The organism is Halomarina halobia, from assembly GCF_029338575.1.
Lineage (GTDB): Archaea > Halobacteriota > Halobacteria > Halobacteriales > Haloarculaceae > Halomarina > Halomarina halobia.
This window is the reverse complement of record NZ_CP119993.1, coordinates 246905-260522: the sequence shown is the minus strand read 5'-3', so window position 1 is coordinate 260522 and position 13618 is coordinate 246905. Positions and strand designations below refer to the sequence as shown.

At 69.5% G+C, this 13618-nt stretch carries 11 protein-coding genes; 3 read left to right on the top strand and 8 right to left on the bottom strand.

Going from position 1 to position 13618, the window contains the following annotated elements; all coding sequences use genetic code 11:
- Nucleotides 1–111: 111 nt before the first annotated feature.
- Nucleotides 112–1116 (bottom strand): ornithine cyclodeaminase family protein, encoded by a 1005-nt coding sequence (locus tag P1K31_RS16725; RefSeq protein WP_276306452.1) that lies wholly within the window; start codon nt 1114–1116, stop codon nt 112–114.
- Nucleotides 1117–1279: 163 nt separating this feature from the next.
- Nucleotides 1280–2605: an aminotransferase family protein gene (locus tag P1K31_RS16720; protein WP_276306451.1), complete on the bottom strand. Its 1326-nt coding sequence runs from the start codon at nt 2603–2605 to the stop codon at nt 1280–1282.
- Between the two features lie 179 nt (nt 2606–2784).
- Between P1K31_RS16720 and P1K31_RS16715 the strand changes: the two genes are divergently transcribed.
- Nucleotides 2785–4263: a CoA-acylating methylmalonate-semialdehyde dehydrogenase gene (locus P1K31_RS16715; protein WP_276306450.1), complete on the top strand. Its 1479-nt coding sequence runs from the start codon at nt 2785–2787 to the stop codon at nt 4261–4263.
- Between the two features lie 93 nt (nt 4264–4356).
- Here the strand turns inward: P1K31_RS16715 and P1K31_RS16710 are convergent, their stop codons facing one another.
- From P1K31_RS16710 to P1K31_RS16700, 3 genes are all read right to left on the bottom strand, one after another.
- Nucleotides 4357–5544 (bottom strand): M20 family metallopeptidase, encoded by a 1188-nt coding sequence (locus tag P1K31_RS16710; protein WP_276306449.1) that lies wholly within the window; start codon nt 5542–5544, stop codon nt 4357–4359.
- Nucleotides 5545–5654: 110 nt separating this feature from the next.
- Complete coding sequence (locus tag P1K31_RS16705; RefSeq protein ID WP_276306448.1) at nt 5655–6887, bottom strand: mandelate racemase/muconate lactonizing enzyme family protein; 1233 nt, start codon at nt 6885–6887, stop codon at nt 5655–5657.
- Between the two features lie 114 nt (nt 6888–7001).
- Nucleotides 7002–8396, bottom strand: coding sequence for an FAD-binding oxidoreductase (locus P1K31_RS16700; protein WP_276306447.1), 1395 nt, complete (start codon nt 8394–8396; stop codon nt 7002–7004).
- 106 nt (nt 8397–8502) lie between these two features.
- On the opposite strand from P1K31_RS16700, the gene P1K31_RS16695 reads away from it, so the two are divergent.
- Nucleotides 8503–8685 (top strand): hypothetical protein, encoded by a 183-nt coding sequence (locus P1K31_RS16695; RefSeq protein WP_276306446.1) that lies wholly within the window; start codon nt 8503–8505, stop codon nt 8683–8685.
- Nucleotides 8686–8756: 71 nt separating this feature from the next.
- Here P1K31_RS16695 and P1K31_RS16690 read toward each other — a convergent pair whose 3' ends face one another.
- Nucleotides 8757–9602: a beta-keto acid cleavage family enzyme gene (locus tag P1K31_RS16690; RefSeq protein WP_276306445.1), complete on the bottom strand. Its 846-nt coding sequence runs from the start codon at nt 9600–9602 to the stop codon at nt 8757–8759.
- Nucleotides 9603–9885: 283 nt separating this feature from the next.
- Here P1K31_RS16690 and P1K31_RS16685 point away from each other — a divergent pair, with 283 nt between their 5' ends.
- Nucleotides 9886–10323 carry a universal stress protein gene (locus P1K31_RS16685; protein WP_276306444.1) on the top strand — a complete coding sequence of 146 codons (438 nt, stop codon included), beginning with the start codon at nt 9886–9888 and terminating at the stop codon, nt 10321–10323.
- A gap of 71 nt (nt 10324–10394) precedes the next feature.
- Here the strand turns inward: P1K31_RS16685 and P1K31_RS16680 are convergent, their stop codons facing one another.
- Nucleotides 10395–12020 carry a gamma-glutamyltransferase family protein gene (locus P1K31_RS16680; protein ID WP_276306443.1) on the bottom strand — a complete coding sequence of 542 codons (1626 nt, stop codon included), beginning with the start codon at nt 12018–12020 and terminating at the stop codon, nt 10395–10397.
- Between the two features lie 99 nt (nt 12021–12119).
- On the bottom strand, nt 12120–13517 hold the full coding sequence (locus P1K31_RS16675) for a M20/M25/M40 family metallo-hydrolase (protein WP_276306442.1): 1398 nt from the start codon (nt 13515–13517) through the stop codon (nt 12120–12122).
- Nucleotides 13518–13618 lie beyond the last annotated feature (101 nt).

Here is a 13618-nt window from a genome sequence, read left to right as displayed (position 1 = left end):
GCGCTTCGGACGTCGCAGGACCGGTGTTCGCCCCCCTCGACGACCGACGGCCCGCTCGCGTTCGGTCATCGATCGCCGGCGCGTATTCGTCCTCGGCGTTCGCGGTTCGCCCTACGGCAGCCGGCCGGTCAGCGCCTCGCTGGCGGGCGCGACGGAGAGTGCCGTACCGAGCCCCTCGTCGCGTGCCTTCTCGTACAGCATGTGGGCGGCCGCGACCGTCTCGATGCCGGTCCCGCCGCTGTCGAAGACCGTGATCTCGTCGTCGCTCGTCCGGCCGGGGGCGACCCCCGCGACTACCTCGCCGAGTTCGGCGTGGACGTGGTCCTCGTCGACGACGCCCGCTTCCAGCGCGGCGAGGAACGATCCCGCGTCCTGGGTCGCACGGTCGCGGAGGTCGGGAACGTACGTCGACCGCGCGACGGTCGTCGCGTCGAGTTCGCGCCGGCCGGGGGTGTACTGGCCCATCGCCGTCACGTGCGCGCCGGGTGCGAGGTCCTCGCCGTCGAAGACCGGATCGGCGGCCTTCGTCGCCGTGATCACGACGTCCGCGCCCGAGACGGCGGCCCCGCTCGAGTCGACCGCCTCGACGGCTGCGTCGAGGTGGTCGTCGAACTCCGCGGCGAACGCCTCCCGGTTCTCGCGGGTCGGCGAGAACACCCGGACCGACTCGAAGTCGCGGACGGTCGCCGTCGCGTGGAGTTGGCCGCGCGCCTGGGCGCCGCTGCCGATGACGGCGAGGTCGCTCGCGTCGTCTCGGGCGAGGGCGTCGACGGCGACTGCGCCGGCAGCCCCGGTCTTGAACGGGTTCATGCTGGCACCGTCGACGAGCGCGAGCGGTTCGCCGCTCTCGGCGTCGAACAGCGGCGTCACGAACCAGGCGTCGGGTCCGCTGAACCCCGACGTGTACGTGTAGCCGCCCATCGCCCCCGTCTCGGGGAGGATTGCCGAGTAGCTGGTGAGCTTCCCCTCGGGGTCCTCCCGACGGAAGGTCTGTCGCGGCAGGGCCGGCGCTCCTTCGCCGCGCTGGCGGTACCCGTCGCGGACGACGTCGACGTACTCGGCGGGCGTGGCGAGACCGGCAACTTCCTCGCTGGTGAGAAACAGCGCGTCTGTCATACCTCGGGGAAGACGGGCGACGTAGAAAAAGACACACGGTCCGAACCCGGTACCGAACCGGCCGCGAGCCCGTCGTCCGACTCGATCTCCCGCGGGGGGTCGCTCGGTTCCCAGCACCCGGTCGATCACCGTCTCGTTCGAATCGTCGGTCGTCTCTCGTCCCTCAGAAGACGGCCTCGATCGCCGCCTCGAGCGTCTCGACGGCCGTGTCGATCTCGTCGGCGGTCGTACACAGCGGCGGCGCGAGGATGACCTGCGTCGTCGGCCGGCCACCGCCGACGAGAACGCCGCGATTACTCGCCTCGCCGATCACGTCCTTGACCGGATTGTGGCCCTCGTCGACCCGTGGATCGTGGAACGGCTCCCCGGTCGTCGGATCGGCGAACTCGACGGCGTGGAGGAAGCCTCGTCCCCGGACGTCGGCGACCACGTCGTGTTCGCGCTCGAGCGCGGAGAGACGGTCGGCGAACGCGCCCTCCGTGGCGCGGACGTTCTCGATCAGCCCGTCGTCGTACTCGGCGAGGGCGGCCACGCCGGCGGCGCAACTCACGGGGTGCCCGCCGAACGTCTGTCCGATGTCGAAGCCGCCGGATCGCACGCGTTCCGCGATCTCCGGGCGCATCATCACGCCCGCCAGCGGCGCGTACGCGCTCGTCACGCCCTTGGCGAACGTGAGCAGGTCGGGCTCGACGCCCTCCGTCTGGATGCCGAACCAGTCGCCGCAGCGACCGAACCCGGTGATCACCTCGTCGACGATCAGGAGGATCTCGTACTCGTCGCAGAGGTCGCGGACGCGCTCGAAGTATCCCGGCGGCGCCGTGTACGCGCCGCTGGTGCCGGCGATCGGTTCGGTCAGGATCGCGGCGATCGTCTCCGGCCCCTCGTTTCGGATGACGAACTCGAGGTGGTCGGCCGCGGCCGCGGCGAGTTCCTCGGGGGTCTCCGCGTCGAACGGCGACCCGTACGTCATCGGCGGCAGGAACTTCACCGCGCCCGTCGTCGACGCGTGCGCCTCGAGCGGTCCGCGCGTCGCCGGGTCGCCGGTCATGCTCCCCGCGCCGTAGGTCGAGCCGTGGTAGGAGCGCCACCGGGACAGCACCTTCGGCGCGTCCGCGTAGTCGCGCGCGATCGTGACCGCGAGTTCGTTCGCCTCGCTCCCCGACACGGAAAACATCACGTTCGACAGGGAGTCGGGCGCGACCGCGACGAGGTCGTCGCTCAGTTCCGCTCGCGCCGGCGTCCGCTTCGCGGACGAGACGTACTGCACGCGCTCCAGTTGCTCGATCATCGCGTTCACGATGGCCCGGTTTCCGTGGCCGGCGTTGACGCAGTACAGCTGCGAGACGAAGTCGAGGTACTCCGTCCCCTCGTCGTCGACGACGCGCGAGCCGTCGCCGTCGGTGATCGTTACCCCCGTCGACGAGGGATCGTACCAGTGGGGGATGGACGTCTGCGCATCGGTGTCCTCCTTCGCGGAACTGTGTGGCATGGTTCGTGCGTCGTGGTATCGGAGTAAGTAACTTGCTGTTGTCGGCACCCGCCTCGGCGGTCGATAGTCTCTATCGACGCGTCGGCGGTCGTCGCCACGACGGGGTGCCCGCCCGCCGCATCTCGAACGGTAGCCGCTATCACCGAAGATATTATCCTGGCGGTCACGATAGCCACCCCATGGTCGAGCTAGAGTCGATCGGTCAGGGCGGTAGGGTACGAAATTACGTGGGCGGTGACTGGCGGGACGCCTCGGGCGACGAGTCGACGAGCGTGAACCCGGCGACGGGGGAGACGCTGGCGACGGTCCCGTTCAGTTCCGCCGGCGACGTCGACGAGGCCGTTCGCGCCGGGAGCGAGGCGTTCGACGCGTGGTCGGCGCGACCGGTCGAAGAGCGGATCCAGCCGCTGTTCCGCCTGAAGAGCCTCCTCGAGGATCACCAGGACGACCTCGCGGCGCTGCTCGTCCGGGATCACGGCAAGACCCTCGCGGAGGCCCGGGGCGAGTTGCGTCGCGGTATCGAGAACGTGGAGGTCGCCTGCGGCATTCCGTCGATGATGCAGAGCGGCACCCTGCTGAACGCGGCGCCCGGGATCGACGAGAGCGCGGTTCGAAAGCCGCTCGGCGTCTTCGCCGCGATCACGCCCTTCAACTTCCCCGGAATGATCCCGCTGTGGTTCCTCCCCTACGCCGTCGCGACGGGCAACAGCTTCGTCCTCAAGCCCAGCGAGCAGAACCCGCTCGTCGCCCAGCGGCTGTTCGAACTCGTCGACGAGGCGGGCTTTCCCGACGGCGTCCTCCAGCTCGTAAACGGCGGTCCCGACACCGTCAACGCGCTGCTCGACCACGAGGGGGTCGAGGGGATCTCGTTCGTGGGCTCGACGCCCGTCGCGAAGCTCGTCTACGAGCGCGCGGCGAAACACGGCAAGCGCGTCCAGGCCCAGGGAGGCGCGAAGAACCACATCGTCGTCACAGGGACGGCCGACCTCGAGTTCGCCGCCGAGAAGACCGTCTCGTCGGCCTTCGCGTGCGGCGGCGAGCGGTGCCTCGCCAACGACGTCGCCCTGGTCGAGGAGTCGGTGTACGACGAGTTCGCCGACCTCGTCGTCGAGGAGGCCGCCTCGCAGGTCGTCGGCTACGGCCTCGAGGAGGAGACCGACATCGGGGCGCTCATCAGCCCCGAACACGAGCAGACGGTCCGGAACTACGTCCAGACCGGCGTCGAGGAGGGTGCGAAACTCCTGCTCGACGGCCGAGACGTCACCGTCGAGGGACACGAGGGCGGCAACTTCCTCGGCCCGACGGTCTTCGGCGACGTCACCGAGGACATGGTCATCTCCCGGGAGGAGATCTTCGGTCCGGTACTCGGTCTCGCACCCGTCGCGGACCTCGACGAGGCGCTCGGACGGATGAACCGGAGTCGCTTCGGGAACGCCGCGAGCCTGTTCACGGGGAGCGGCGCGGACGCCCGGAAGTTCCGACACGAGGGCGAGATCGGCAATCTCGGGGTCAACGTCGGCACCTCGGCCCCGATGGCGTTCTTCCACTTCGGCGGCTGGAAGGACTCCTTCTTCGGCGACCTCCACGCGCAGGGCGAGGACATGATCCACTTCTACACCGACAAGGCCATCTACATCGAGCGCTGGCCGGAGGCCTGAACAGCGATAGTCGCGGGCCGCTCGCGTCGTTCGAACGGGGACGCCCCCGAAATCACGCGCACGGACGTTCGACGCGAACTACGGTCGTGACGACTACTCGCGTGAGGATTCCGTCTCCGCATCGCCGGAGAGGATCTCCCGCGACGCCCCGAGCAGGGCCCGGAGGCCGCTCGTAGCGGCTTCGAGATCCACGTGCTCGTCGTACGTGTGCGCCTGCGTGATGTCGCCCGGACCCCAGGTGATCGCCTCGATCCCCGCGTCGTTGACGAAGTTTCGAACGTCCGTCGACGCCTCGATCCCCCACGGCTCGGCCGGAACGTCGTCGACGTCCGCGGAGTGCCGCCGGAAGACGTCCGCGAGGCTACTGTCGGCGGGGATCTCCGCGGACTCGTACGTCCGGGTCCGCCTCCACGAGGTCTCGACGCCGTGGTTCGATTCCACCTCCGCGAGCAGCGCGTCGATCTCCGCGTCGATCTCGTCGATCTCCTCGTCCGGGAGGAACCGCCGATCGACCGTGATCGTCGCGGCCTCGGGGAGTACGTTCTCCTTCGTCCCTGCCTCGAACATCGTCACCGTCGAGTATGCCCGCCCGACGAGGTCGTCCTCCCGCTCCCGGACGTCCGCGTCGTACTCGGCGAGCGCGTCGAGTACCGGACGAGCGTCGAGGACGGCGTTTCTCCCCTGGTCCGGTCTGCTCGCGTGGGACGGAGCGCCGGTGACGCGGATCTCGTACCACGCGAGGCCCTTCTCGCTCGTCGCCGTCCGAAGCCCCGTCGGTTCGAGCACGACGCCGTAATCGCCGTCGTATCCCCGCTCGAGCAGCGTTCTCGTCCCGGGTTCGGCGGTCTCCTCGCCGATCGCCGCGTGAAACACGATCGACCCCCGGAGTTCGCCGGACTCGATCGCTCGCGCGAGACGGGCGGTCGCCAGCATCCCGATCGCGACGCCAGTCTTCATGTCGGCGCTCCCTCGACCGAACAGCGATCCGTCGACGACCGCCGCTCCGTAGGGGTCGTGGGTCCACTGCGCTCGGTCACCTGCGGGCACGACGTCGATGTGGCCGTTGAGGACGAGCGTCGGATCGCCGTCTCCGATTCGGACGGCGACCTGCGGCCGGTCTTCGTACGGCTCCTCGATCAGGTCCGCGTCGATTCGACGATCGGCGAACCAGTCGACGATGTACTCCGCGCACGCCCGCTCGTTCCCCGGCGGATTCTCCGTCTCGATGCTCACGAGCGCCGCGACGAGTCGCTGTACGTCCTCCTGTGATATGCTATCCATGACCTCACCATTTCGGGTAGCCGTAAAAAGGATTCCGCCCCGGCTGCGCGCCGACCCCCGGTCGCCGTCCGAGGTCGAGACGGCGGAGGACGGTCGGGTCGAAGCCAGCCTTACTCCCTTCGGTGCTCCTCGACGACGTCCCAGTCGAGTTCGATGCCGAGCCCCGGCTCGTCGGGGACTTCGATCCGCCCGTCCCGGATGAGTGGCTCGTCGGACGCGACGAGGTCGTCCCACCACGGCACGTCGCGGGCGTGGAACTCGAGCGCGAGGAAGTTCGGGACCGTCGCGCCGACGTGGACGCCCGCCATCGTCGCGACCGGGCTGCCGATGTTGTGCGGACACGTCGTCAGGTAGTAGGTGTCCGCCAGTTCGGCGATCTTCTTCGTCTCCGCGATGCCGCCGGTCTTCGGCACGTCGGGCGCGACGAAGGAGACGGCCTCCTTCTCGATCAGGTCGCGAAAGCCGTGGCGACCGTAGCGGTTCTCCCCCGTGAGCAGCGGTTGCTCGACGCGCCGGTTGAGCGTCGCCAGCGCGTCCGCGTTCTCCGGCGGGAGCGGGTCCTCGATCCACGCGAGGTCGTACGGTTCGAGCGCCGCACACAGCTTTTCGGTCGCCTCGACGCTGAAGTTCCAGTGCAGGTCGACGGCGACCTCCGCCTCGTCCCCGACCTCCTCGGTCACGGCCTCGACCAGCCCGCGCTTGTGTTCGATCTCCGGGCCGTCGAAGTGCCGCGCGAGCGTGTCGACGTCCCGGCCCGACGGCACGTCGAGGTCGAACTTGATCAACTCGTAGCCGTCGTCGACTGCCGCCCGCGCCGACCGAGCGTAGGCCGCCGCCTCGTAGGTCTCGCCGGGCTGTTCGTTGAGCGCCGCCTCGACCATCCCCTCGCCGGCGTGGCAGTCCGCGTACACGCGGACCTCCTCGCGCATCTTGCCGCCCAGGAGCTGATACACGGGCACCCCGAGGACCTTCCCGGCGGCGTCCCAGAGCGCGATCTCGATGCCGCTGATCGCGATCGTGCCGATCCCCTGCTGGGACCCTCGCCCCGAGAGGCTCTCGCGCATGAGGTGGTAGAGCCGTTCGACGTCGAGCGGGTTTTCGCCCACGAGGACCGGCTCGAAGTAGTCCGTGATCACCTCGTGCACGCCGGGGGAGGGATACGATTCGCCGATCCCCGTGACGCCGGCGTCCGTCTCGAGGCGAACGATCGTCCACGGGAAGTTGCCGTCGACGACGACCGTCGACAGGCCGGTGATCTCCGGCGTCTCGGTCGACCGATCCGGCGTTCGACCGAAGTCCGGCCAGATGCTCGATGCGAGCCGCGCCGCGAAGTCCGAGTACATGCTATCGCGTATCCCTCTCTCGAGTCGTCACATCAAGTTATGGGGCGAGAAGCTGACACGACCCGCCCGGCGACGATCCCGCCGATCGCGCGGGTCGTGCCGCGACGACGGGCCTCAGGCGTCGGGGAGCACCTTACCGGGGTTCAGGATGCCGTTCGGATCGAGCGTCCGCTTGACCGAGCGCATGAGGTCGATCGCCGGACCGTGCTCCTCGTCCATGAACTGTCGCTTCCCGATGCCGACGCCGTGTTCGCCGGTCGCGCTGCCGCCGAGCCCGATCGCCGTCCGGACGACGCGCTCGTTCAACTCGCGGGCCCGCTCGACCATCTCCCCGTCGTCGGGGTCGACCAGCGACGTGAAGTGGAGGTTCCCGTCCCCGGCGTGACCGACGCAGGCGGTCAGCAGGTCGAGGTCGTCGCTGGCCCGAGCGACCGCCTCGACGATCTCCGGGTAGCTGGAGATCGGTACGACGACGTCGCCGACCAGCGCGACGTCCCAGTCCTCGCGGTACGCTTTCGTGGCGTGGTACTTGTCGCGGCGCGCCTGCCAGATATCGTCCAGGTTCTCCTCGTCCGCCGCCTCCCACGAGCGCATCCCGTGGTCCTCGCAGAGCGCCCTCGCGAACGCGAGATCCTCCTCGATCCCGCCGTTGTTCGCGTGCAACTCGATGATCAGCGTCGGCCGCTCGGCGAACGTTACGTCGTCGTGATACGCGTTCAGCATCTTCATGGACGTGGTGTCGATGAACTCGATCGCGCCGGGGACCAGCCCCGAGCCGATCGCGTCCGCGACGGCCCGGGACGCGTCGGCCCGCGACGGGAACGTCACCAGCGCCGCCCGGCGGTGTTCGGGAATGCCGACCAGCCCGAGCGTCACCTCGGTGACGACGCCGAGCGTCCCCTCGCTACCGACGAAGAGGTCCTTCAGACTGTACCCCGCGGACGTCTTGACGACGTCCCTGCCGCACTCGACGACGCGCCCGTCGGCGGTGACCACCTCGAGGCGGCGGACGTGGTCGCGCGTCTCGCCGTAGCGGACCGCGTTGAACCCGCTCGCGTTCGTCGCCACCATGCCGCCGATCGTCGCGACGTCGCCGCTCGAGATCCCGGGCGCGAACCGCAGTCCGTGCGGGGCCAGTCGCGCGTTCAGCTCGTCGTAGACGACGCCCGCGCCGACGGTCGCCCGAAGGTCGTCCGGCGACACCTCGACGCCTCCGATCTCGGCCGTGCTGAGAACGATTCCGCCGGCGATCGGGATGGCGCTCCCCTCGAGCCCGGAGCCGCCCGAGCGCGGCGTGACCGGCACGCGACGCTCGTCGGCCGCCGCGAGGACGGCCGCGACTTCGTCGCTCGAGGCCGGCCAGACGACGGCGTCGGGCACTCGGCCGGGGTACGGGCTCTCGTCGGACGCGTACTGTTCGCGCACGCTCGCTCCGTGTGCCACCCGGCCGTCGGTGATCGCGTCGTCGAGGAACGCGCAGTCGTAGTTCGAGTCGGGGTCCTGCTCCATGACACCGCCTGGGCCGCGAACCCGCTTAAACGCTCTCCAATCCCGGCGGCAGTCGAGACCCTGCCTCACCGGTAGGTATTCGTAGGCGGGCCGTCTCGGGGGGACTATGACGTGTCCATATCTGTCGTATCGCCGGTCCGACGGCGACCGGACGTTCGACACCGAACGCGCCTACTGCGAGGTCGTCGAGAGGTTCGTCTCGCCGATGCGAGCGGACGTCTGCAACGACCGCCACGAGCTCGACCACGAGCGCGACTGCGAGTTCTATCGCGAGGCCGAGTCCGACTGACCGGCGACCATCGATCCGGCCGACTCCCGTCGAGTCCCGTCGAGTCCCGATCCCCGAGGTCGGACCCGCGGTCACCGGGACGGAATCCCGAGGAGGTCGCGCGCCTCGGCGGGCGTCGCGAGGTCGCGATCGAGTTCGTCGGCGATGCGCACCGTGCGCTCGACGAGTTGCGCGTTGCTCTCGACCGGCTCGCCGCGTCGGTAGTAGAGGTTGTCCTCCATGCCGACGCGGACGTGCCCGCCCATCACGATCCCCATCGTCGTCAGCGGGAGCTGGTGGGGACCGATCGCCAGCACGTTGAAGATCGAGTTCTCCGGGAGGTTGTTCACCATGTTGACCATGTTCTCCGGCGTGGGCGGCGTGAGCGTCCCCGGCCCGAAGATGAGGTTGACGTAGTACGGTTCGTCGAGCAGCCCCCTCTCGATGAGGCGGTACACCTCGTTGAGGTGGCCGTTGTTGAACACCTCCATCTCGGGTTTGATCCCCTTCTCCTGCATCTCCGCGGCCAGCGTGTCGATCATGTGGCGGGTGTTCTCGGCGGTGAGGTGCTGGTACCGGTTCATCGGCCCCATGTCGAGCGACGCCATCTCGGGCAGCGGGTCGGTCCGGATTCCCTTCGCTCGCTGCTCGAGCGGGATGCCCGTCCCACCGGTCGTGTTCTGGATGATGATGTCGTCGCAGCGATCCCGAACGGCGTCGTTGATCTCCTGTAAGCGCCCGGCGTCGCGCTCGCCGCGTTCGTCCCGCCCGTGAAGGTGAACGATGGCCGCGCCGAGTCGCTCGCACTCCCGGGCCGCCTCCGCGATCTCGTCGGGCTGTTCCGGCAGATTCGGGTTCGCCTCCTTTCCCTGCACGCCGCCCGTCGTCGGGACGGTCAGGATCAACTTCCCGCCCTCGAGGTAGTTCTGGTAGCTCATCTCATCGTCTGCCAGACGGCCCACCACGAAAGCGTTACTGGACGCGCCGTGGACGGTCGGCCGCGGAGAGTCAGCCGGAGGGTGACTGTGAGCCGGCTCCCCGTCCCGTGGTCGTCGGTACCACGACGGCGGGACGCGACCTCGCGGTCGCCAGCGATCCGCCCGAACTGCCCGCCGATCCCGATCCGTCGCGCCGCGGCCAGTGGGTGCCCCGCGGTCAGCGCCGTTCGGGGATCTGCGCGTACGATTCATATACTAGGGGGCCGAACCCTACCGAGAGCGCATGTACCACATCGTCATTCCGGTGGACGAAGAGGAGACGCGAGCGGCGGCCGCGGCACGGTTCGTCACGGGTCTCGGCGACGAGTCCGGCCTCAACGCGGACCTCGGCGGGATCACCGTCTCGGTCGTGAACGTGTTCAAGGAGTTCAAGGCGGTCGACGACGGCGGGAACGTCCGGTCCGAAGACCTCTACGACGAAGACGAGTTCCCCGATTCGGCCGTGACCGTTCAGGATCACCTCGTCGAGGCGGGCGTCGCGGTCGAACTCGTTCGCCGTCACGGCGACCCCGCGGAGGAGATCGTCGACTACGCCGAGTCGGTCGACGCGGACGCCATCGTCGTCCCCGGCCGGAAGCGGTCGCCGGTCGGCAAGGCGGTGTTCGGCAGCGTCACCCAGGACGTCATCCTCAACGCCGATCGGCCGGTCACGATCGTCTAGGGACGACGCGGAGCCGGTCGCTCCGTCGCGCTCCCGCCGAGTGTTCGATCCCGAGTGCGCCTCGAGCGGGTTCAGAACCCGATCGCCACCCCGTCCTTCCGCGGATCGGTGCCGCCGGAGAGCGTTCCGCCCGCGTTGCGCGTGATCTGGCCGCCGCCGAAGTGCAGCGGCGGCATGACCCGGACCTCGTGACCGCGCCGTGCGAGTTTCGTCAGCACCGAGCCGTCGAACCGCCCCTCGACGGCAAGTTGGCCGTCGACCTGGTAGCGCCAGCGCGGGAAGTCGAGCGCCTCCTGGATAGACATCCCGTCGTCGATGAGGTTCATCAGCACCTGGAGGTGGCCCTGGGGCTGCATGTAGCCGCCCATCACGCCGAAGGCCGCCCAGTCGTCCTCGTCGAGCCGTGCGACGCCGGGGATGAGCGTGTGGAACGGCCGCTTGCCCGGTTCGAAGCGGTTGGGGTGGTCGGGGTCGAGCGAGAACGAACTCCCCCGGTTCTGGAGGGCGATGCCCGTGTCACCGGCGACGACGCCGCTGCCGAAGTCCTTGAACCGGGAGTTGATGTACGAGACGACGTTCCCCGCTTCGTCGGCGACCGTCAACAGCACGGTGTCGGCACCTTCGACGCGGTCGTTCGGGAACCCGACGTCGACGGCCGCCGTCGCGTCCGCGTCGATCTCCGCGGCCCGATCGCCGGCGTACGACTTCGACGCCAGTTCCGGGATCGCTTCGAACTCGGGATCGGTGACGTGGTGGAGGCCGTCGGTCAGCGCGCGCTTCGTCGCCTCGGCGGCGAGGTGGATCCGTTCCGGCGAGTCGGCCGGGTACGCACCCGCGTCCAGCGCCTCGGCGATGTTGAGCGCCTCGAGCGCGACGATCCCCTGATTGTTCGGGGGGAGTTCGTAGATCTCCGCGCTCCCGTAGGTCGTGCTGACGGGTTCGACGAACTCCGGCTCGAACGACGCGAGATCGTCGTGCGAGAGGAACCCGCCCCGCGATCGGACCTCGGAGACGATCTCGTCCGCGATCTCGCCCTCGTAGACGACGTCGGCGCCCTCGCCGGCGATCCGCCGCATCGTTTCGCCGAGCCGGGGGAGGCGGACGCGCTCGCCGACGGTCGGCGCGCGACCGCCGGGGAGGTACGCCGACCGCGCGTTCTCGCCGCGGAGGACGTCGGCTGCCTCGGCCCACTGGCCGGCGATGATCTCCGAGACGGGAAAGCCGTCGGTCGCGTACCCGATCGCCGGCTTCAGCGCCCGCGCGAGGCTCAGCTCGCCGAGTTCCTCGACGGTTCGCTCCCAGCCGCGGGCCGTTCCGGGGACGGTCACCGTGAGCGGTCCGTACTCGGGCATCTCTGCGGCCTCGGGGGCGACGTCGCGCGTCTCGGCCACCCGTTCGCGGACGTCCCCGAGCGTCGCCGACGACGGCGCGCCCCCGCAGCTTCGAAGCGCGCCGATCTCGCCGTCGGCGGTCCGGTAGAGCGCGAACACGTCCCCGCCGAGGCCCGTGCTCGTGGGTTCGACGACGTTCAGCGCCGCCGCAGTGGCGACGGCGGCGTCGAACGCGTTTCCGCCCTCGCGGAGCGCTTCGACGCCGGCCGCCGCAGCGAGGGGCTGGCTCGTCGCGACGACGCCGTGCGGCGCGTACACCGTCGAGCGTCGTGACGTGAATCGGTCTAAATCTGGCGTCCGGTCCATGGGAACGGATCGACGGGCCTCGACTAAAGCGTTGGTATGTCATCACGCGGCACTGAATCGTCGGGGCTAGCGTAGTGGACGCGTCCGAGGCGTTCGACGCTACGCCTCGAGCGTTGTCTCCGACAGTTCCCGGAGCAGCGCGACGGTCGTTCGTGCGCCTGCCCGGAAACACGACAGGGCGATGTTCTCGTCGGGGGCGTGGTTGTTCTCGTCGGCGTTAGCGTACGGGACGACCAGACACGGGACGTCGAGGGTGTCCGCGAAGACGTACGTCGGCACGGAGCCGCCGAGAGAGGGCTTGAGAATCGGCTCCTCGCCCCACCCCTCGCGGACGGCTCGCATCGCCGGCTCGACGACGGGGTCGTCCGCCGGCGTACGCTGGGGGGCCATCGCCGCGACGCGCTCGATAGTCACGTCGACACCTGCGGGCGCTCGCTCCTCGACGTGACGCGAGAGCGACTCGAAGACCGCGTCGGGGTCCTGATCGGCCACCAGGCGGACGTCGATCTTCGCCCGGGCTCGCGACGGTAACACGGTCTTCATGCCCTCGCCGTCGTAGCCGGCGGTCAGTCCGGCGACGTTCAGGTTCGGGCGGCAGAGCAGCCGTTCGACGTACCCCTCGCCGGGGTCCGTAGCGAGCGCGGAGAGGCCGAGGTCGGCCTTCACCGCCTCCTCGTCCAGCGGGATCGCCTCGAGCACCTCGCGGTCGCGGTCGGTCAGCGGACGCACGTCGTCTTGAAACCCCTCGAGCGCGATCCGCCCGTCCTCGTCCCGGAGCGACGCGAGCAGTTCGACGATCGCGCTCGCGGGGTTGGGGACCGGTCCGCCGAAGTTCCCCGAGTGGAGGTCGCGATTCGCCCCGGTCGCCTCGACGTCGACGTAGAGCAACCCGCGCGAGCCGAGCAGCACGTGCGGTCGGCCCGAGGGGTCGATCGGCCCGTCCGCCACGAACGCGAGGTCCGCGTCGAGTTCCTCGCGCCGCTCGCGGACGAGCCACTCGAGGTGTTCGCTACCACTCTCCTCCTCGCCCTCGATGAGCAGCGTCACGTCGGTCGGGAGTCCCGTCGTCTCGCGTAGCGCTCGGACCGCACAGAGGTGAGCGAACCACTGTCCCTTGTTGTCCCCGGCACCGCGCGCGTACAGGCGCTGCTCGCCGTCGGGTCCCTCGCGGACGGTCGGTTCGAACGGCGGCGAACGCCACTCCGAGGCATCCGCCGGCTGGACGTCGTAGTGGCCGTAGAGCAGCACCTTCGGTCCGCCGTCGTCCGCTTCGCCGTCGGGGGACGCGTGGGCGACGACTGCCGGCCGCCCCGGGGTCTCGACGATCTCCGCCCCGTCGAACCCGTACTCGAGACACGACTCCCTGACCACCGCCGCGCAGTCGTCGATCCCCTCCCCGGTCGCGCTGATCGACGGCTGGGCGAGCAGCGACCGGAGGTCGTCGAGGAACGGTTCGTCGTGACGCTCGAGGAACGCGCACGGCTCCGAGACCGTCATCGGTCGGTCACGCTCCGGGGCGATCGGACCACGGCGGTCGTACTCTGGTTCATGACACGCAGCGGATACCGCGGTGGAGTACAAAGTTCTAGTGTCTCACT

Excerpts from the sequence above, each read along its gene's own strand:
- P1K31_RS16725 (WP_276306452.1), bottom strand. The coding sequence starts at position 1,116 with ATGACAGACGCGCTGTTTCTCACCAGCGAGGAAGTTGCCGGTCTCGCC.
- P1K31_RS16695 (WP_276306446.1), top strand. The coding sequence starts at position 8,503 with ATGACGTGTCCATATCTGTCGTATCGCCGGTCCGACGGCGACCGGACG.
- P1K31_RS16705 (WP_276306448.1), bottom strand. The coding sequence starts at position 6,887 with ATGTACTCGGACTTCGCGGCGCGGCTCGCATCGAGCATCTGGCCGGAC.
- P1K31_RS16690 (WP_276306445.1), bottom strand. The coding sequence starts at position 9,602 with ATGAGCTACCAGAACTACCTCGAGGGCGGGAAGTTGATCCTGACCGTC.
- P1K31_RS16700 (WP_276306447.1), bottom strand. The coding sequence starts at position 8,396 with ATGGAGCAGGACCCCGACTCGAACTACGACTGCGCGTTCCTCGACGAC.
- P1K31_RS16675 (WP_276306442.1), bottom strand. The coding sequence starts at position 13,517 with ATGACGGTCTCGGAGCCGTGCGCGTTCCTCGAGCGTCACGACGAACCG.
- P1K31_RS16715 (WP_276306450.1), top strand. The coding sequence starts at position 2,785 with ATGGTCGAGCTAGAGTCGATCGGTCAGGGCGGTAGGGTACGAAATTAC.
- P1K31_RS16710 (WP_276306449.1), bottom strand. The coding sequence starts at position 5,544 with ATGGATAGCATATCACAGGAGGACGTACAGCGACTCGTCGCGGCGCTC.
- P1K31_RS16720 (WP_276306451.1), bottom strand. The coding sequence starts at position 2,605 with ATGCCACACAGTTCCGCGAAGGAGGACACCGATGCGCAGACGTCCATC.
- P1K31_RS16685 (WP_276306444.1), top strand. The coding sequence starts at position 9,886 with ATGTACCACATCGTCATTCCGGTGGACGAAGAGGAGACGCGAGCGGCG.
- P1K31_RS16680 (WP_276306443.1), bottom strand. The coding sequence starts at position 12,020 with ATGGACCGGACGCCAGATTTAGACCGATTCACGTCACGACGCTCGACG.